Annotated in this window: 13 protein-coding genes, 2 tRNA genes and 2 rRNA genes; 11 read left to right on the top strand and 6 right to left on the bottom strand. The window is 60.9% G+C overall.

Annotated elements, in window-relative coordinates; all coding sequences use genetic code 11:
• The first annotated feature begins 98 nt into the window (after positions 1–98).
• Positions 99–2,396, top strand: a complete 2,298-nt coding sequence (gene mrcB / locus H4I92_RS03715) for a penicillin-binding protein 1B (protein ID WP_077529317.1) — start codon at positions 99–101, stop codon at positions 2,394–2,396.
• Between the two features lie 14 nt (positions 2,397–2,410).
• Positions 2,411–2,956 carry a tetratricopeptide repeat protein gene (locus H4I92_RS03710; RefSeq protein ID WP_077529316.1) on the top strand — a complete coding sequence of 182 codons (546 nt, stop codon included), beginning with the start codon at positions 2,411–2,413 and terminating at the stop codon, positions 2,954–2,956.
• Positions 2,957–2,975: 19 nt separating this feature from the next.
• Here the strand turns inward: H4I92_RS03710 and hemL are convergent, their stop codons facing one another.
• The 4 genes from hemL to hemJ are packed head-to-tail and all read right to left on the bottom strand — an operon-like array spanning position 2,976 to position 6,094.
• The gene (gene hemL / locus H4I92_RS03705) at positions 2,976–4,259 is read right to left on the bottom strand and encodes a glutamate-1-semialdehyde 2,1-aminomutase (protein WP_077529315.1); all 1,284 of its coding nucleotides are present in this window, start codon (positions 4,257–4,259) and stop codon (positions 2,976–2,978) included.
• Complete coding sequence (gene thiE / locus H4I92_RS03700) at positions 4,256–4,897, bottom strand: thiamine phosphate synthase (protein ID WP_077529314.1); 642 nt, start codon at positions 4,895–4,897, stop codon at positions 4,256–4,258. Before thiE ends, hemL begins: the two co-directional genes overlap by 4 nt.
• The gene (thiD, locus tag H4I92_RS03695; RefSeq protein ID WP_077529313.1) at positions 4,890–5,672 is read right to left on the bottom strand and encodes a bifunctional hydroxymethylpyrimidine kinase/phosphomethylpyrimidine kinase; all 783 of its coding nucleotides are present in this window, start codon (positions 5,670–5,672) and stop codon (positions 4,890–4,892) included. The genes thiE and thiD overlap by 8 nt, the downstream gene beginning before the upstream one ends.
• On the bottom strand, positions 5,672–6,094 hold the full coding sequence (gene hemJ, locus H4I92_RS03690) for a protoporphyrinogen oxidase HemJ (protein ID WP_077529312.1): 423 nt from the start codon (positions 6,092–6,094) through the stop codon (positions 5,672–5,674). Before hemJ ends, thiD begins: the two co-directional genes overlap by 1 nt.
• Before the next feature lie 91 nt (positions 6,095–6,185).
• Here hemJ and argC point away from each other — a divergent pair, with 91 nt between their 5' ends.
• The 4 genes from argC to erpA all read left to right on the top strand — a co-directional run bounded on the left by argC (position 6,186) and on the right by erpA (position 8,949).
• Positions 6,186–7,220 carry an N-acetyl-gamma-glutamyl-phosphate reductase gene (argC, locus tag H4I92_RS03685; protein WP_077529311.1) on the top strand — a complete coding sequence of 345 codons (1,035 nt, stop codon included), beginning with the start codon at positions 6,186–6,188 and terminating at the stop codon, positions 7,218–7,220.
• 11 nt (positions 7,221–7,231) lie between these two features.
• Positions 7,232–7,999 carry a DUF6776 family protein gene (locus H4I92_RS03680; RefSeq protein ID WP_077529310.1) on the top strand — a complete coding sequence of 256 codons (768 nt, stop codon included), beginning with the start codon at positions 7,232–7,234 and terminating at the stop codon, positions 7,997–7,999.
• Positions 7,971–8,504 (top strand): bactofilin family protein, encoded by a 534-nt coding sequence (locus H4I92_RS03675; RefSeq protein ID WP_077529309.1) that lies wholly within the window; start codon positions 7,971–7,973, stop codon positions 8,502–8,504. The genes H4I92_RS03680 and H4I92_RS03675 overlap by 29 nt, the downstream gene beginning before the upstream one ends.
• Positions 8,505–8,595: 91 nt before the next feature.
• A complete protein-coding gene (erpA, locus tag H4I92_RS03670) occupies positions 8,596–8,949 on the top strand; it encodes an iron-sulfur cluster insertion protein ErpA (protein ID WP_077529308.1) in 354 nt (117 codons plus the stop codon).
• On the opposite strand, the gene H4I92_RS03665 is transcribed toward erpA, so the two are convergent.
• Both H4I92_RS03665 and H4I92_RS03660 read right to left on the bottom strand, forming a co-directional pair.
• The gene (locus H4I92_RS03665; RefSeq protein ID WP_077529307.1) at positions 8,939–10,069 is read right to left on the bottom strand and encodes an anhydro-N-acetylmuramic acid kinase; all 1,131 of its coding nucleotides are present in this window, start codon (positions 10,067–10,069) and stop codon (positions 8,939–8,941) included. The genes erpA and H4I92_RS03665 overlap by 11 nt on opposite strands.
• Positions 10,070–11,518, bottom strand: coding sequence for an OapA family protein (locus H4I92_RS03660; RefSeq protein ID WP_077529306.1), 1,449 nt, complete (start codon positions 11,516–11,518; stop codon positions 10,070–10,072). It lies immediately after the preceding gene.
• 278 nt (positions 11,519–11,796) lie between these two features.
• Between H4I92_RS03660 and tyrS the strand changes: the two genes are divergently transcribed.
• The 5 genes from tyrS (at position 11,797) to H4I92_RS03635 (ending at position 18,351) form a co-directional block, all read left to right on the top strand.
• Positions 11,797–12,996, top strand: coding sequence for a tyrosine--tRNA ligase (tyrS, locus tag H4I92_RS03655; RefSeq protein WP_077529305.1), 1,200 nt, complete (start codon positions 11,797–11,799; stop codon positions 12,994–12,996).
• Between the two features lie 332 nt (positions 12,997–13,328).
• A 16S ribosomal RNA gene (locus H4I92_RS03650) occupies positions 13,329–14,858 on the top strand.
• Between the two features lie 109 nt (positions 14,859–14,967).
• A tRNA-Ile gene (locus tag H4I92_RS03645) sits at positions 14,968–15,044 on the top strand.
• Between the two features lie 34 nt (positions 15,045–15,078).
• A tRNA-Ala gene (locus H4I92_RS03640) sits at positions 15,079–15,154 on the top strand.
• A gap of 302 nt (positions 15,155–15,456) precedes the next feature.
• A 23S ribosomal RNA gene (locus H4I92_RS03635) occupies positions 15,457–18,351 on the top strand.
• Together the 16S and 23S rRNA genes with 2 tRNA genes alongside form the textbook arrangement of a ribosomal RNA operon.
• Positions 18,352–18,380: the final 29 nt, after the last annotated feature.

Here is an 18,380-nt window from a genome sequence, read left to right as displayed (position 1 = left end):
TCCTGAAAGGGGATTCGGAGTCATCATAACGGGGACGTCATGTTTTGAACATGAAACCGCCCATGACGTGGCGTGTGAGGGCGCTATAATCGGCGGCCATGACTAAGAGAGCAGGAAGCAAACAGGAAAAGCGCCGCGGCAGACGATTCATCGGGCTGATCTGGCGATTGGGGCTGGTGGGGTTACTGGTGCTGGTGGCCTGGACCATCTATCTGGATGTTCAGGTTACTTCACGGTTCGAGGATCACCGCTGGGAAATTCCCTCCCGGGTCTATGCGCAGCCTCTTGAGCTCTATGCGGGGGCCCCGGTTGGGGCTGAGGCGCTGACTCAGGAGCTGGATGCCCTGGGGTACCAGGCCGTCTCCGGTGCCCCCCGGGCTGCCGGACAGTTCCAGCGCCGGGGCGGCCGCTTCCGGATCCGTACGCGTGGTTTCCAGTTTCCGGACGGCAGGGAACCGGCGCGCAATCTGCGGATTACAGCAGAGGGCGGCACGATAACCAGGTTCGAGGCTCCTGGAGAGGCCTCCCTTGCCCGGTTGGAGCCCCGCCGTATTGCCAGCATCTACCCCGGCCATGGTGAGGACCGTGTACTGGTGCAGCTGGATGACCAGCCGGAACTGTTCCGCGAGACGCTGCTGACAGTCGAGGACCGGGGCTTCCAGTCCCATTACGGGGTGGAGCCCACGGCCATCGCGCGGGCTTTCATCGCCAACCTTCAGGCTGGGCGCGTGGTGCAGGGTGGCAGTACCCTGACCCAGCAGCTGGTCAAGAACTTCTGGCTCTCCAGTGAGCAGACCTACTGGCGCAAGTTCAACGAAGCCATCATGGCAATTCTCCTGGAGCTTCGTTACTCCAAGGAGGCGATCCTGGAGGCCTACATGAATGAGGCCTATCTGGGGCAGTCCGGAACACGCGCCATCCACGGCTTCGGGCTGGCCAGCCGGTTCTGGTTCGCCAAACCCTTCAGTGAGCTGGAACTCCATGAAACGGCACTGCTGGTGGGGATGGTGCGCGGTCCCGGCTATTACAACCCAAGGACCCGGCCCGAGCAGGCGCGGGCCAGGCGCGACCTGGTCCTGGATCTTCTGGCCGACCAGGGAGTGATCACCGAGTCACGTGCGTCATCTCTGAAGCGGCGGACACTGGATGTGGCGGCAGCACCGGACGAGGATACCCACCGCTACCCCGCTTTCATGGACCTGGTGCGCGAGCACCTTTCCCGGGATTACCGGGACGAGGACCTGGAGACCGCTGGACTGCGGGTCTTCACCACCCTGAATCCCCGGCTTCAGGCGGCGGCTGAGTCCCGGGCCAGCGGCATGATGGCCGCGCTGGAACAGGGGCAGGACACGGGAGCCCTGGAAGGAGCGGTTGTGATCACAGGGCGTGAAAGCGGGGAAGTGGAAGCACTGGTGGGTGGCCGCAACACCCGGTTCCCAGGATTTAACCGGGCCATGAACGCCAGTCGGCCGATCGGGTCCCTGGTCAAGCCGGCCACCTACCTCACCGCCCTGGAACAGCCGGCGCGCTACACGTTGATATCGCCGTTGAAGGATGAGCCCTTCCGCCTGGAGTTTGATAACGGGGATACCTGGTCACCGGCCAACTTCGGTGGTGAACCCCACGGTCAGGTGCCGCTGCACAGGGCCCTGTCCCACTCCTACAACCAGGCCAGTGTGCGGCTGGGGCTGGATCTGGGAGTGCCCGCTGTGGGTGAAACCCTGAAGCGGCTGGGCATGGAGGGCGAGCCGCCGCAGTACCCCTCCATGCTCCTGGGCAGTGTCGAGATGACACCGCTGGAAGTGGCGCGAATGTACCAGACCATTGCCTCCGGGGGGTTCCGGATGCCGCTGCGCAGCATCCGCAGTGTCACCACGCCGGAGGGCGAGGTGCTGTCCCGCTATGATCTTGATCTGGAGCAGGTGGTCGAGCCCGGACCCATGCATCTCCTGCATTACGGCATGCAGGAGGTGATGCGCGAGGGTACGGGCAGCTCGGTGTACAATCTCATCCCGGAACGGCTGCACACGGCCGGCAAAACGGGAACCACCAATGAAGGCCGTGACAGCTGGTTTGCCGGATTCACGGGGAGTCATCTGGGGGTGGTCTGGGTAGGCGGTGACGATTATGATGCCACCACGCTCACAGGCAGCTCCGGCGCGCTCCAGATCTGGGGCCGGATCATGGCCGACAGCTCCACCAGGGCGTTTTCTCCGGTGGTGCCCGGGTCCGTGGACTACCACTGGGTGGATGCGAAGACCGGGGGTATTACAGCGGAGGGCTGTGAGGGAGCAAGGCGGATTCCCTTCATACAGGGCTCGGAACCCCAGGAAGAGGTGCCCTGCAGCGATGGTATGGGCAACCGCATCCAGAGGTGGTTCCAGCAGATTTTCTGACGGAGGTAGACAGGATGATCATTCACCCCTGGATCCGGTGGGGCAGTATTACGCTGGCCATCCTGCTGCTGGCGGGCTGCAGTGTACGGTTCCAGTCGCCAGAGGATGATTCCGGAGCCGAGGGCGAAGTGTCCAAAGTGGAGCCCATCGGCAAACGGACGGAGGATTCTGCCGAGGTGGAGGAGCCTTCCGAGGATGAACAACCCACGGTTGAACGCCAGCGTGAGAGCGGTGGCAGGGTGCCGGATGCCGCGCGCGGGCTTCTGGCATCGGCGGATTCAGCCCTGGAGGACGGTAATGACGGGCGGGCCCTGGACCTAATCCAGAGAGCGCAGCGTATCGCACCCGATGCCGCTGCGGTCTATTACGCGCTGGGGCGAGTGTACCGGGAGAAGGGCAATCCGGCCCGTGCCGAGCAGTTTGTGCTCAAGGGCATCAGCAAGGCGGGCAATAACCAGGAACTCCGGCAGGAGGGCTGGTCTGAACTGGCGCAGATCCGCGCCCGCATGGGAGACCAGGCAGGCGCGGCGGATGCCAGGGAGCGGGCCGGGCAGATGTAGTCCGGCCCGCTGCCGTCGCTCACGTGAGCTGTGCCATGGCCTCGTCTGCCGCCTGAAGCGTCGATTCAATATCCGCGTCCGTGTGGGCAGCGGACACAAAGCCGGCCTCAAAGGCCGCGGGCGCCAGGTAGACGCCGCGCTCCAGCATGGCGTGGAAGAAGCGCCCGAAGCGTTCCGTATCGCAGTTGATCACGTGTTCGAAGCGGGTGACTTCCGGCTGATCCGTGAAGAAGAGTCCGAACATGCCGCCGGCACCCTGGACTTTCAGGGGAATGCCGTGCTTCTCGGCGATCGCCGAGAAGCCGTCCATCAGCTTCTGGGTCCGCTGCTCGAGCTGCTGATGGAAGCCTGGCTGTGACAGCCCCTCCAGCGTGGCGAGACCGGCGCGCATGGCCAGCGGGTTACCGGAAAGGGTGCCTGCCTGGTAGACCGGCCCCAGCGGTGCCAGGTGGCTCATGATGTCACGGCGACCGCCGAGCGCCCCCACGGGCAGCCCGCCGCCGATGATCTTGCCCAGGGCGGTCAGGTCGGGGGTTACGCCATAACGCTCCTGGGCGCCGCCGGGTGCCACGCGGAAGCCGGACATCACCTCGTCGAAGATCAGCACACTGCCGTGGCGGTCACAGATCTCACGCAGTCCTTCCAGAAACCCCGCCACCGGCGGCACGCAGTTCATGTTGCCGGCCACGGGTTCGACGATGATGCCCGCAATCTCGCTGCCGTACTCCTGAAAGATGGTCTCGACGCTTTCCAGGTCGTTGAAGGTGGCCGTCAGCGTCTGTTCCGCCAGGGCCCTTGGGATACCGGGGGAGTTGGGCTGCCCCAGGGTCAGCGCGCCGGAGCCGGCCTTCACCAGCAGGGAGTCCACATGGCCGTGGTAGTTGCCCTCGAATTTCAGGATGCGGTCACGGCCGGTGTAGCCGCGCGCCAGGCGGATGGCGCTCATGGTGGCCTCGGTGCCGGAGTTGGCCATGCGAACCATCTCCACGGAAGGCACAAGTTCGCAGATCTTGCGGGCCATGGCGGTTTCCGTGGAGCTCGGGGCGCCGTAACCGGTGCCATGGGTCAGCTGGTCCTTGATGGCCTCGATAACGGCGGGGGCGGCATGGCCCAGTATCATCGGGCCCCAGCTGCCGACATAGTCGATGTAGCGCTTGTCGTCCTCATCCCAGAGGTAGGCGCCTTCCGCCTGCTTGAAGAAGATGGGCGTGCCGCCCACGCCCTTGAAGGCTCGCACCGGGGAATTGACCCCGCCGGGGATGTACTGGCTGGCCTGTTCGAAGAGGGTGTCCGACTGGCTCATGAAGACGCTCCTGTTGCAAAAAGTTGGGTGAACTCACGGGCCGTTGCTTCGATGTCCTGTGCCGAGAACAGCCCGTGGATGACCGCGATCAGGTCCGCGCCCGCCCGGATCAGGCTGGGCGCATTGTCAGTGGTAATGCCGCCGATGGCGACGCTGGGCAAGCCAAGGGCACCGGCCTGGCCAAGCACATCGGCGGATGCGGACGGGGCTGACCCCTTGGTTGCGGACGGGAAGAAGCGCCCGAAGGCAAGGTAGTCCGCGGTTCCGGAGGCCTGCTCCCGGGCTCTTTCCAGGTCATCGTGACAGGTGACGCCGATGATGGCGCCGGGGCCCAGCTGTTCGCGGGCCTGCTCTGGCGTTGCATCCTCCAGGCCCAGATGGACGCCGTCGGCGCCGATCTGCCGGGCAAGGGCGACGTCATCATTCACGATCAGGGGGCGCCCCCAGCGCTGGCAGACCGCCAGCAGCTGCTCCGCGATGCTCCGGCGCAGGTCATCATCGGGGCGCTTGTCCCGGTACTGGACCATGACGGCGCCGCCGGCCAGCGCCTGCTCCACCGCGTCCACGATGCGGTCGTCCGGCAGCAGCTGGCTGTCGGTGATGGCATAGAGTCCGTGCCCGGGCATCCGTTCATTCATTGGTCAGGCTCCTGTCCGGGACCGGCTGGCCGCGTCCGACACGCAGTGCGCCCTGTATGGCACGTTCGGTGAAGATTTGGGCATGCTCAGTGGCCTCGGGTAGCGGCAACCCCTTGGCAAGGCCGGCGCTGATGGCCGCGGCAAGAGTGCAGCCGCTGCCATGGTATTCACCGCCGACCCTTTCCAGTTGCCATGAGGACGCTACCTGGTTGCGGCGGAAAAGCCGGTTCTCGATGGTTGGCCCTGTGCCGTGCCCGCCAGTGGCGAGGACGGCACCGGCACCGTCATCAAGCAGCGCCTGGGCACTGGCCGTAACATCGTCGCTGCCACCCAGCTGCGCCAGTTCCGGCCCATTGGGTGTGAGCACGGAAGCCATGGGGAAGAGCTCCGAGCGCATGGCCGCCACCAGCTTCTCATCCGCCAATTCGCCACCACCGGCCGCCTTGATCACCGGGTCGACCACCAGCGGTAAAGGCCCGAGTTCTTCCAGTACCGTACGCAGCATGGCGACGATGCGGTGATCCCCCATGGCGCCGGTCTTGATGGCGTGGATGGGGGAGTCGGCGGCCACGCAGCGAATCTGGCGTGCAATCAGCTCAGGGTCCACCGGCTCGGCACCGTGCACATTACAGGTGTCCTGCACGGTCAGGCAGCTCAGCACAGGCAGCGGGTGAGCGCCCATGGCGGTGATGGCCTGGATGTCCGCCTGGATGCCGGCGCCGCCGGACGGATCCAGACCCGAAATAACGAGTACCTGGGGGCGTGTATTGGGCATCAGAAGGGCCTCAGAACGGCGAGCAGAATGATGGCGACCAGCAGCAGTACCGGCGCCTCGTTGATCACACGGAAGAACACATGGTTCCTGGTATTGCGCTCGTCCCGGAACAGGCGCACGAAGTGGCCGCACCACAGATGGTAGGCCACAAGCACCGCGATCAACAGCAGTTTGACGTGCAGCCAGCCCTGCTCAAGGTAGTGTCCGGGGTTGAACGCAATGAGCCAGGTTCCGAAGATCAGGGTTGCGATCATGGAGGGGTTCATGATGCCGCGGTACAGCTTGCGCTCCATGGTCCGGAAGCGTTCCCGACCGGGTTCATCCTCCGTCATGGCGTGGTACACGAAAAGCCTGGGCAGGTAGAAGATGCCGGCGAACCAGGTGACCATGGCCATGAGATGAAACGCCTTGATCCAGAGCACAGGAACTCCTTAACCGACTGAATGATTCAGGCATGGTACAATGCTCTGTTACGGGCGCCAACGAGCGGAACGAGTACAGAGGAGGCAGAACGTGATCACAGTGGGCATCGTCGGGGGGACCGGCTATACGGGCGTGGAGCTGCTGAGGCTGCTGGCGCTGCATCCGGGTGTGGAGGTGGCGCTGATCACCTCGCGCTCGGAGGCCGGGCGCCCCGTGGCGGAATTCTTTCCGAGCCTGCGCGGCCACTGTGATCTGGCCTTCGAGGATCCGGAGGATCAGCGTCTGGCTGGATGCGACCTGGTGTTCTTCGCCACGCCCAATGCGGTGGCGATGGACAGCGTGGCGCACCTGCTGGAGCAGGGCGTGAAAGTCGTGGACCTCTCCGCCGATTTCCGGCTGCAGGACCGCGAGGTCTGGGAGCATTGGTATGGCACCACCCATACCGCGCCGGATCTCATCCGCGAGGCGGTGTATGGGCTGCCGGAGATCAACCGGGAACAGATCCGGGGGGCGCGACTCGTAGCAAACCCCGGTTGTTACGCCACAACCATCCAGCTGGGCTTTCTGCCCATGGTTGAGGCGGGTGTGGTTGATCCCTCGCGCCTGATCGCGGATGGCAAGTCCGGTGCCAGTGGCGGCGGCCGGCAGGCCCGTATGGGCATGCTGCTGGGTGAAGCCGGGGAAAGCTTCCGGGCCTATGCGGCTTCCGGGCACCGTCACGGGCCGGAGATCGAGCAGGGGCTGCGGATGATGCAGGCACGCTCCGCGCCGCAGGTTACCTTTGTGCCCCATCTGGTGCCCATGGTCCGTGGCATTGAGGCCACGCTCTATGCGGAGATCACGGATGAGACGGCGGATTTCCAGGCCATCTACGAGGACCGCTTCCGTGATGAGCCCTTTGTGGACGTGATGCCCTGGGGCTCGCTGCCCGAGACCCGTTCGGTCCGTGGTGAGAATACCTGCCGTATGGCGCTGCACCGCCAGCCGGGCCAAGACCGGATCATTGTCAGTTCGGTGACGGATAACCTGGTCAAGGGCGCCGCGGGCCAGGCGATCCAGAATATGAACCTGATGTGTGGTTTTGATGAACGCGAAGGGCTTAAAGCGCCCGCGCTTCTGCCCTGAGGACCAAGCCGATGGCGCGTTCTGATTCCTCGGAAGAACTGGTGCTGGTTCGCCAGCGGCGCGGTGAGCGGCTGCGGCGGCTGGTGATACTGCTTGTATTTTCTGTGGCCTCCGGGCTTGCGGGGTTTATGCTCGGGAGCGCCCAGTACAGGGCACGCTATCAGGCAGCGGATGAGGGCCTTGAAACAGTGCGCAAGGAGCGTAACCGGCTTCAGGAAAAGGTCACGGAATACCGCAGGGAGCTGGTGAAACTGAAGCGTGACCAGGAGGTGAACCGCCACAGTCTGCGCGAAGCCCAGGGCACGATCCGGGACCTGGAGCAGGCACTCCAGGAACGCAAGTCCGAGATCAGTTTCTACAAGAGCATCATGGCGCCTGACGATCTTGAAACCGGGCTCCAGGTGTTCCGTATGGACCTGGATCCCACCAGCAATCCGGACCGGTGGCGTTACAATCTTGTGCTCAGCCAGATCGGCGACAACAACCGGTTTGTTTCCGGTCATGTGAAAGTCCACCTTGTGGGCTATGTTGGAGAGGAACGGCAGCGGCTTCCGCTGCACCGGATTTCGGACTCACGTGAGGACAACGACATCGAGTTCCGGTTCCGCTATTTCCAGTCGGTGGATGGGGACATGACGATTCCCGATGGGTTTGAGCCCCATTCCATCCAGGTGACAGCGGTTACGGATAACGGTCGTGAAACCTCCGAGCGTGAATTTTTCTGGCAGGACAAAACGGGGGGCGAGGCGGATGTTTCGCAAGTCCAGGACGAGCAATAAGGGGTCGGGTCAGTACGACACACTGATCTCGAACAAAATGTCGATCACCGGCGATGTGCATTTTTCCGGCGGGTTGCATATCGACGGGCGCGTCGAGGGCACGGTCTACGCCGAGGAAGGGTCGGATGCGGTGCTCCGAATCAGTGATGTTGGCGAGGTGGTCGGCGATGTCTATGCGCCGCACATTATCGTCAACGGTACGGTACACGGCAACGTCTATTCCTCGGAGGATCTCGAGCTGGCCTCCAAGGCCTCCATCCATGGCAATGTGTATTACCATCTGATCGAGATGGCCATGGGGGCGGCGGTCAACGGCAGCCTGCTGCATCAGCGTGAGGGTGGCTTGCCTGGTGGTTCCAGGACGCTGCCTTCGGGGCATCGTCAGGAGCAGCAGGGCAGCGGTGCCAGGGCGGCGGCTTCTGCTGTGACCGATGGCGAGAGCCAGAAGGAAGAGCCGCAGGAAGACGGCTCAGGGAGCTCCCTGGAGCGGGCGTCGAGCGTCTGAGTCCGGGGGCTGTGCAATCAGGCTTGTCAGGCCGGTGTTGTGCTTTACATAATGGTCTGACTTGAATGGAACAGCAGTTGGGAGTGATCGCATGGGCGTGGTTCAGGAACAGGCGGCAGTACCGGTGTTTTTCACCGAATCAGCCGTTGCACGTGTGCGTGAGCTGATTACCGATGAAGGTAATCCTGACCTCAAGCTGCGCGTGTTCATTACAGGCGGTGGTTGCTCTGGGTTCCAGTATGGCTTCACCTTCGATGAGAACCAAGCGGATGACGATGCCGCTGTGGAACGCGATGGGGTGACCCTGCTGGTGGATCCGCTGAGCTACCAGTATCTGGTGGGCGCCACCGTGGACTATGAAGAGGATCTGATGGGGGCGCAGTTCCGGGTTCAGAACCCGAATGCCACCAGTACCTGTGGTTGTGGGTCTTCCTTCAGTATCTGAGGTTCCCGGCCCTGCCGGGCCATACCCCACCAAGCACCCTTGGCTCGAATGCGCCGGTAACTGAAGGCAGGTTGCCAGGGGCGTTATTCAGTCTCTGGCGGGCCAGCCATGCAAAAGCCGCCCCCTCCACACTCTGGGGATCCACTCCCAGCGCGGCTGTGGAATCCACGGACACCTTCGGGAGCAGAGCGGCAATGCGCTCCGCCAGCGGCGGGTTGAAGGCGCCGCCTCCTGCCAGGAAGACCTCCTCCGCACCCGTGATGCTGATGTCCCGGGTGACCGTTACAGCGGTCAGCTCCAGCAGTGTCCTCTGAACATCCTCCGGTCTCGGTGCATCGGGCAGGGTGCTCAGGTGCCTTTCCAGCCAGTGTTCATTGAAATGTTCGCGGCCGGTGCTCTTGGGCGGCTGCCTGGAAAAGTAGGCATCGCCCAGCAGTGACGCGAGCAGTGGGGCGCAGACCGTTCCGGAGGCCGCCCATTCACCGTTGTAATCGAAAGGGTGCCCCTGGTGGCGTCTGCACCACAGGTCCATCAGGCGGTTGGCCGGACCGGTGTCGTGGCCCCGGGGTGGTCTTTTGTCGCCAGGGATCAGGGTGATATTGGCGATCCCTCCCAGATTGACCAGGCAGCGCATCCGGCCGGGACTGCGGAACAGCCAGCTGTGGAAGGCGGGAGCGAGTGGGGCGCCCTGGCCGCCGGCGGCAATATCACGCCTGCGGAAGTCGGCAACGGTAGTGATGCCGGTGATTTCGGCAATGCGGTTGGGGTCTGCAATCTGGAGGCTGAAAGGGAACGGTGACTCTGTGCGATGCTGGACCGTTTGACCGTGACTGCCGATGGCCATGATGGCTTCTGGCGTCAGGCCAGCTTTTTCAGTGACGGCAAGGGCTGCGTCAGCGAAGGCATCCCCCAGCTGGGCATCCGCTTCGCCAAGGAGTGACGGCGTACCCTGATTGGAGGCCAGCTCTTCGAGTTTGGATTGCAGGTTGTCCGGATAGCTGCGGCTGGTCTGCCAGCTCGCCTCAATGCCCTCGGGGCCAAACCCGACCAGTACTGCATCGATCCCGTCCATGCTGGTGCCAGACATGAGACCAATGTACCAGTCAGGCTGCCCTTCCATTCACTCCTCGGCCAGGGCGATCTGGAAGGAGTTGTCCTCTTCGGAGAGCCGGGCAAGGCGCGGGTTGGTCTGGGCCTGGAACTCGGCCATCCTATCTTCCGGAATGGGATCCGCGTCCGGCAGGCTGACATGCAGCGGGTTCCGGGGCTGACCGCTGACCCTGTATTCATAATGCAGGTGCGGTCCGGTTGCCAGTCCACTCATGCCGACGTAGGCGATCACCTCTCCCTGCTGGACGGTTTCACCCCGGCGAAGCCCTCGCTTGTAGCTGCGCAGGTGGCTGTAGACGGTGGAGACCTCATTGCCGTGGTCAATGCGGACGGTTTTGCCGTATCCGCCATCACGTCCGACATAGGTAACACGGCCGTCCCCGGAGGCCTTGACGGGGGTTCCCGGGGATGCTGCGAAATCCGTGCCTTCATGGGGCCGCACCCTGTTGAGGATGGGGTGGCGGCGGTTCATGTCGAAGTGGGAGGAAACGCGCTGGTACTGAAGCGGAGTGCGCAGGAAAGCCTTGCGCAGGCTTTCACCCTGCGGCGTGTAGTAGTCGCTGTTGCCCTCGGAGTCCGTGTACAGGGCGGCGGAATAGGTCTCGCCCTTATTGGTGAAGGTGGCGGCCAGAATGCGTCCGTGGCCGATCATTTCGCCATCAAGGTACTGCTTTTCATACAGAACCCCGAAACGGTCACCCTTGCGCAGGTCCCGGGAGAAATCGACGCGCCACCCGAAGATGCGAGAGAGCTGATTGCGGACCTTGGTGCCGAGCCCGGCGCGGTTCGCCGCGAGGATATAGGACGTCTGGATATCGCCGGTCGCATAGGCCAGCTCCACTTTGGGTTCCCGCATCTCTTCATAGGTGTGGAAGCCTTTATCCTGGCGTACCGCCTTGAGCTTGGTGGTCCGGCTGTTGTGCAGGACTACCATCGACAGTTTGCCGTTATCATCAAAGCCGAATTCGATTTCCCGGCCAGCGCGCAGACGCGAGAGTTTGTCCGGCTTTCCTTCACCATTCAGGACGCGGTACATCTCCTGATGACTCAGGCCCGCATCGGTGAACAGGGATGACAGGGAATCGCCTCTCTCGATCGTAAAGCGCTGCCATTCCAGCGCTTCCTCGCGGATGCCTTCTCCGCTGGCGTCCTGTTCAGCGTCAGCGGCGGAGATCTGGGGTTCGGGGACGTTTTCCAGGTTGACACCAAGAAGGCTCTGGAGGTCTGGGGGAGCGGCGTAGGCCAGCGTCCGCGCGGGCGATACCATGCCGGCGTGCGAATACTGCTCTGCCTGTGTTGCTGTTTGGCTGTTCTGGGCAACGGGGGAGACAGGCGCCACATCAAAGGTTTTTGAGGTCTGGCTCTGGTTGCTGCCCTGGCTGACCAGCAGGGTGACACCAATCAGTGCGGTCAGGCCGGCAAGCGCGGCGATATGGGTTCCCGGGAATTGTCTGAGCACGGTTATACCCTGTTGTTTCAGTGTTGGGGCAAACTTATGGGGCAAGTTCGCAGAATCACTCGAAGTATAATGAAAACAGCGCCAGGCGCAAAAAAAACGAATGCCTTAGCGGTGCCGTGCAACGCGGTCTCAGGTTTGCTGTTACAATGACACCTTTCGCAAGTGCCTGCGACACAAAGTGAATTCGCCGCCATTGCCATTGTGTTAAGGGTTCATGAAAATTGTCAGTGTGTGTAGCAGGCAGCCCTGCCGGAACAGATCGGAGTAGATAAGGATCCATGACGAACATTGATGACGCCATCGCCCAGATCCACCGGGGAGTGGATGAGCTGATCCCCGAGGAAGACCTGGCCGACAAGCTGCGCAGTGGCCGCAGACTTCGGATCAAGGCGGGGTTTGACCCCACGGCGCCCGACCTGCACCTGGGGCATACGGTGCTTCTTAATAAGTTGCGCCAGTTTCAGGAACTGGGTCATGAGGTGATATTCCTGATCGGGGATTTTACCGGCATGATCGGGGATCCCAGCGGCAAGAGCGCCACGCGCCCACCGCTGTCCGAGGAGGAGGTGGCGGCAAACGCCGAGACTTATAAGGAGCAGGTTTTCCGGGTACTCGACCCAGAAAAGACACGGGTTGTGTTCAATTCGGCCTGGATGAATGAAATGGGTGCGGCGGACATGATCCGGCTTGCAAGCCAGTACACCGTCGCCCGCATGCTGGAGCGTGATGATTTCCACAAGCGCTACCAGGCCAACGAATCCATCGCCATCCACGAATTCCTCTACCCGCTGGTCCAGGGGTACGACTCTGTGGCGTTGGAGGCGGACGTGGAGCTTGGGGGCACCGACCAGAAGTTCAATCTCCTTATGGGGAGGCATCTGCAGCGCCATTACGATCAGGAGCCGCAGGTGGTGCTGACCATGCCGATCCTCGAGGGGCTGGACGGCGTCCAGAAGATGTCCAAGTCCCTGGGGAACTACGTTGGGATTACGGATGCCCCGGGGCAGATGTACAGCCGGCTTCTTTCGGTTCCGGATGAGCTTGTGTGGCGCTACTTCGAGCTGCTGACGCTCAAGCCTATGGAAGAGGTCGCGGCCCTGCGCCGCCAGGTGGAAGAGGGCGGGCTCAATCCGCAGGAAGCGAAGAAGGCCCTGGCGCACTGGCTGATCAGCCGCTATCACGGTGAGGAGGCGGCGGAGAATGCCCACCGCTCAGCTGGCAATCGTGTGGAGCTCGGCGAGATTCCGGAAAATGTGCCCGAGGTGACCGTGGATGCGGGCGGGCAGGCCGAACTCTTTGTGGTCAGTCTGCTCAAGCAGGCCGGGCTGGCCCAGGGTGGCGCGGCCAAGGATGTCGTAAAGCAGGGTGCTGTCTATGTGGATGGCGAGCCGCTGGGCGACCGGCAGGCGCTGCCCGCAGGGCAGTCGTACGTCATCCAGGCGGGCAGGAAAAAGATCGCAAGGGTGCATATCCAGTAATCCGGCCGGGTAGTGAAACCGGAATGAAATCTCCTGTTGACGCCAACCTGTGCGGGTGTAGAATACGCATCTCTTTCGGGGCAACGGCCCACAGCGGCGGCGCTTTCGAGCGTTAGATGAGTTGTTCCGGGGATTGACAATTTTCTGAAATGCTTTAGAATTTTGTCTCTCCAATCAGGGGCTTAACGCCTTCTGAGGTTCTTTAACAAGTGGGTCAGATTATTTGTGTGGGCGCTGGCTGTGGTGGTCGGTGCGATCATCAAAGTCAGTGCTCGTTGATTCGAGTGCGGTCTTTGAGCTTGTATAACGATGGTACGCCATCGGAATGATTTAAACTGAAGAGTTTGATCATGGCTCAGATTGAACGCTGGCGGCAGGCCTAACACATGCAAGTCGAGCGGCAGCAGCTCCTTCGGGAGGCTGGCGAGCGGCGGACGGGTGAGTAACGCATGGGAACTTACCCAGTAGTGGGGGATAGCCCGGGGAAACCCGGATTAATACCGCATACGCCCTGAGGGGGAAAGCGGGCTCCGGCTCGCGCTATTGGATGGGCCCATGTCGGATTAGTTAGTTGGTGGGGTAATGGCCTACCAAGGCGACGATCCGTAGCTGGTCTGAGAGGATGATCAGCCACACCGGGACTGAGACACGGCCCGGACTCCTACGGGAGGCAGCAGTGGGGAATATTGGACAATGGGGGCAACCCTGATCCAGCCATGCCGCGTGTGTGAAGAAGGCCTTAGGGTTGTAAAGCACTTTCAGCAGGGAGGAAAAGCTGATCGTTAATACCGGTCAGTGTTGACGTTACCTGCAGAAGAAGCACCGGCTAACTCCGTGCCAGCAGCCGCGGTAATACGGAGGGTGCAAGCGTTAATCGGAATTACTGGGCGTAAAGGGCGCGTAGGCGGTTTGGTAAGCGAGTTGTGAAAGCCCCGGGCTCAACCTGGGAATGGCAATTCGAACTGCCAAGCTAGAATGCAGCAGAGGGCAGTGGAATTCCAGGTGTAGCGGTGAAATGCGTAGATATCTGGAGGAACACCAGTGGCGAAGGCGACTGCCTGGGCTGACATTGACGCTGAGGTGCGAAAGCGTGGGTAGCAAACAGGATTAGATACCCTGGTAGTCCACGCTGTAAACGCTGAGAACTAGTCGTTGGGGCTATTAGAGCCTTAGTGACGCAGCTAACGCGATAAGTTCTCCGCCTGGGGAGTACGGCCGCAAGGTTAAAACTCAAATGAATTGACGGGGGCCCGCACAAGCGGTGGAGCATGTGGTTTAATTCGACGCAACGCGAAGAACCTTACCTGGTCTTGACATCCTGCGAACTTGCTAGAGATAGCTTGGTGCCTTCGGGAGCGCAGTGACAGGTGCTGCATGGCCGTCGTCAGCTCGTGTCGTGAGATGTTGGGTTAAGTCCCGTAACGAGCGCAACCCTTGTCCTTAGTTGCCAGCGGTCCGGCCGGGAACTCTAGGGAGACTGCCGGTGACAAACCGGAGGAAGGTGGGGATGACGTCAGGTCATCATGGCCCTTACGGCCAGGGCTACACACGTGCTACAATGGGGCGCACAGAGGGCAGCAAGCGCGCGAGTGCAAGCGAATCCCTTAAAACGCCTCGTAGTCCGGATCGGAGTCTGCAACTCGACTCCGTGAAGTCGGAATCGCTAGTAATCGCAGATCAGAATGCTGCGGTGAATACGTTCCCGGGCCTTGTACACACCGCCCGTCACACCATGGGAGTGGACTGCACCAGAAGCGGTTAGTCTAACCTTCGGGAGGACGATCGCCACGGTGTGGTTCACGACTGGGGTGAAGTCGTAACAAGGTAGCCGTAGGGGAACCTGCGGCTGGATCACCTCCTTATCGACACGCCGGCGCCACGCCAGCGTCCACAACAAATAATCTGACCCGTTGTAAGAGCATGAACGAGATCTGGGCTGGGCCCGGAAGGGTGAAAGCCCTTGTTGAGTTTGGGTCTGTAGCTCAGTTGGTCAGAGCGCACCCCTGATAAGGGTGAGGTCGGTGGTTCAAGTCCACCCAGACCCACCAGAATTGCCCTCAGGTGCTTCTGGTTGGTGGCAAAGGGGCCGTAGCTCAGTTGGGAGAGCGCCTGCCTTGCACGCAGGAGGTCAGGAGTTCGATTCTCCTCGGCTCCACCAGTTTCGAATCGGCCAAGATTGGCTGAGGTGATCCGCGACGTGATCAAAGATGAGTTTTTTCGCCGAAAAAACTGATCTGTGATTTCGCATCACGATGCTCTTTAACAAAGTGGCAAGCAATGAATTGAAAGTCTGATGTTCATCGATGGCGATGACCGTTTGATGACACCAGTGGCGGTTTTTTGGAAAACCGAAGCGGTGTTGTCGAAAGGCCAATCGCGATCGTGGCACTGACTCAAGCGTTGAATCCGGCGTAATGGCAGTAGCCTGCGCGCACGCCGAGCGTGTGCTGCGGGTTATATAGTCAAGCGAATAAGCGCAAACGGTGGATGCCTTGGCAGTCAGAGGCGATGAAGGACGTGGCAGCCTGCGATAAGCGTCGGGGAGGTGGCAAACAACCTTCGATCCGGCGATTTCCGAATGGGGAAACCCACCTGGTTTCGGCCAGGTATCGGGTGCTGAATACATAGGCGCTCGAGGCGAACCCGGGGAACTGAAATATCTAAGTACCCGGAGGAAAAGAAATCAACCGAGATTCCCCAAGTAGCGACGAGCGAACGGGGATTAGCCCTTAAGCTTGTGGGTGGGTAGTGGAAGTGTCTGGAAAGTCACACCATAGAGAGTGATAGTCTCGTACGCGAAACGCGCCCATAAGTGAAATCGAGTAGGACGGGGATCGTGGAAACCTGTCTGAATACGGGGGGACCATCCTCCAAGGCTAAATACTCCTGACTGACCGATAGTGAACCAGTACCGTGAGGGAAAGGCGAAAAGAACCCCTGTGAGGGGAGTGAAATAGACCCTGAAACCGTTTGCGTACAAGCAGTGGGAGCACCCTGCGGGGTGTGACCGCGTACCTTTTGTATAATGGGTCAGCGACTTACTTTCAGTGGCAAGGTTAACCGTCTAGGGGAGCCGCAGGGAAACCGAGTCTTAAATGGGCGAACACAGTCGCTGGGAGTAGACCCGAAACCGGGCGATCTATCCATGGCCAGGGTGAAGGTCGGGTAACACCGACTGGAGGCCCGAACCCACCTATGTTGAAAAATGGGGGGATGAGTTGTGGATCGGAGTGAAAGGCTAATCAAGCCCGGAGATAGCTGGTTCTCCTCGAAAGCTATTTAGGTAGCGCCTCGTGTGTCACTGGCGGGGGTAGAGCACTGTTTGGGCTCGGGGGCCATCTCGGCTTACCAACCCCTTGCAAACTCCGAATACCGCCAAGTGCAATCACGGGAGACAGAGCATGGGTGCTAACGTCCGTGCTCAAGAGGGAAACAACCCAGACCGCCAGCTAAGGTCCCCAAGTACCGGTTCAGTGGGAAACGATGTGGGAAGGCACAGACAGCTAGGAGGTTGGCTTAGAAGCAGCCATCCTTTAAAGAAAGCGTAATAGCTCACTAGTCGAGTCGGCCTGCGCGGAAGATGTAACGGGGCTAAACCGGTCACCGAAGCTGCGGACGCCTTTTTTAAGGCGTGGTAGAGGAGCGTTGTGTACGCCTGCGAAGGTCAATCGAGAGGTTGGCTGGAGGTATCACAAGTGCGAATGCTGACATGAGTAACGATCAAGGAGGTGAAAACCCTCCTCGCCGGATGACCAAGGTTTCCTGCGCAACGCCAATCGGCGCAGGGTGAGTCGGCCCCTAAGACGAGACCGAAAGGTGTAGTCGATGGGAAACGGGTTAATATTCCCGTACCTCGCGTGACTGCGATGGGGGGACGGAGAAGGCTAGGCGGAGCCGGGCGAGTGGTTGTCCCGGTTCAAGCGAGTAGGCAGTGGCTGCAGGCAAATCCGCAGCCACAACGTCGAGACGCGATGACGAGCGCCCAAGGGCGCGAAGCCGCTGATGCCATGCTTCCAGGAAAAGCCTCTAAGCTTCAGGTCACGTGGGACCGTACCCCAAACCAACACAGGTGGTCAGGGTGAGAATCCCAAGGCGCTTGAGAGAACTCGGGTAAAGGAACTAGGCAAAATGGTGCCGTAACTTCGGGAGAAGGCACGCCGCGCTAGGGTGACGGGACTCGCTCCCCGAGCTCGAGGCGGTCGAAGATACCAGGCCCCTGCGACTGTTTACTAAAAACACAGCACTGTGCGAACTCGAAAGAGGATGTATACGGTGTGACGCCTGCCCGGTGCCGGAAGGTTAATTGATGGGGTTAGCATCCGTGCGAAGCCCTTGATCGAAGCCCCGGTAAACGGCGGCCGTAACTATAACGGTCCTAAGGTAGCGAAATTCCTTGTCGGGTAAGTTCCGACCTGCACGAATGGCGTAACGATGGGGGCGCTGTCTCTACCCGAGACTCAGTGAAATTGAAATCGCTGTTAAGATGCAGTGTATCCGCGGCCAGACGGAAAGACCCCGTGAACCTTTACTATAGCTTCACAGTGAACTTTGAGCAGTCTTGTGTAGGATAGCTGGGAGGCTTCGAAGCGATGACGCCAGTCATCGTGGAGCCGCCCTTGAAATACCAGCCTGGGTTGTTTGAGGTTCTAACTCAGTCCCGTTACCCGGGACGAGGACACTGTGTGGTGGGTAGTTTGACTGGGGCGGTCTCCTCCCAAAGCGTAACGGAGGAGCACAAAGGTGGGCTAAGCACGGTCGGACATCGTGCGGTTTGTGTAAAGGCACAAGCCCGCTTGACTGCGAGACATACTCGTCGAGCAGGTGCGAAAGCAGGTCTTAGTGATCCGGTGGTTCTGTATGGAAGGGCCATCGCTCAACGGATAAAAGGTACTCCGGGGATAACAGGCTGATACCGCCCAAGAGTTCACATCGACGGCGGTGTTTGGCACCTCGATGTCGGCTCATCACATCCTGGGGCTGAAGCCGGTCCCAAGGGTATGGCTGTTCGCCATTTAAAGTGGTACGCGAGCTGGGTTTAGAACGTCGTGAGACAGTTCGGTCCCTATCTGCCGTGGACGTTGGAGATTTGAGGAAAGCTGCTCCTAGTACGAGAGGACCGGAGTGGACGAACCTCTGGTGTTCCGGTTGTCACGCCCGTGGCATTGCCGGGTAGCTAAGTTCGGACAGGATAACCGCTGAAGGCATCTAAGCGGGAAGCCCCTTCCAAGATGAAATCTCCCCGGGCCCTCGAGGCCCCTCAAGAGCCGTCCAAGACCAGGACGTGGATAGGCCGGGTGTGGAAGCGCTGCGAGGCGTTAAGCTAACCGGTACTAATGGCTCGTGAGGCTTGACTATATAACACCCCAGCGCATGCTCCGGATCCA

This window comes from Vreelandella halophila (assembly GCF_019903425.1).
Taxonomy (GTDB): Bacteria; Pseudomonadota; Gammaproteobacteria; order Pseudomonadales; family Oleiphilaceae; genus Halospina; species Halospina halophila.
Note: the sequence above shows the minus strand (reverse complement) of the source record. Positions and strands in the feature narration are given on the sequence as shown.